1 protein-coding gene is annotated in these 887 nt (G+C 40.7%); it reads left to right on the forward strand.

What is annotated here, in order from left to right; translation table 11 throughout:
• Positions 1 to 507 (forward strand): APH(3') family aminoglycoside O-phosphotransferase (locus tag PYV61_RS25950; RefSeq protein WP_138147086.1); only part of this gene is annotated, 507 nt, incomplete at its 5' end.
• Positions 508 to 887: the final 380 nt, after the last annotated feature.

The following is an 887-nucleotide window of genomic DNA, read 5'->3' on the forward strand; positions in this document are numbered from 1 at the left end:
AAAACAGCATTCCAGGTATTAGAAGAATATCCTGATTCAGGTGAAAATATTGTTGATGCGCTGGCAGTGTTCCTGCGCCGGTTGCATTCGATTCCTGTTTGTAATTGTCCTTTTAACAGCGATCGCGTATTTCGTCTCGCTCAGGCGCAATCACGAATGAATAACGGTTTGGTTGATGCGAGTGATTTTGATGACGAGCGTAATGGCTGGCCTGTTGAACAAGTCTGGAAAGAAATGCATAAACTTTTGCCATTCTCACCGGATTCAGTCGTCACTCATGGTGATTTCTCACTTGATAACCTTATTTTTGACGAGGGGAAATTAATAGGTTGTATTGATGTTGGACGAGTCGGAATCGCAGACCGATACCAGGATCTTGCCATCCTATGGAACTGCCTCGGTGAGTTTTCTCCTTCATTACAGAAACGGCTTTTTCAAAAATATGGTATTGATAATCCTGATATGAATAAATTGCAGTTTCATTTGATGCTCGATGAGTTTTTCTAAGAATTAATTCATGAGCGGATACATATTTGAATGTATTTAGAAAAATAAACAAATAGGGGTTCCGCGCACATTTCCCCGAAAAGTGCCACCTAAATTGTAAGCGTTAATATTTTGTTAAAATTCGCGTTAAATTTTTGTTAAATCAGCTCATTTTTTAACCAATAGGCCGAAATCGGCAAAATCCCTTATAAATCAAAAGAATAGACCGAGATAGGGTTGAGTGTTGTTCCAGTTTGGAACAAGAGTCCACTATTAAAGAACGTGGACTCCAACGTCAAAGGGCGAAAAACCGTCTATCAGGGCGATGGCCCACTACGTGAACCATCACCCTAATCAAGTTTTTTGGGGTCGAGGTGCCGTAAAGCACTAAATCGGAACCC

The organism is Roseisolibacter sp. H3M3-2 (assembly GCF_029211165.1).
Classification (GTDB): domain Bacteria; phylum Gemmatimonadota; class Gemmatimonadetes; order Gemmatimonadales; family Gemmatimonadaceae; genus Roseisolibacter.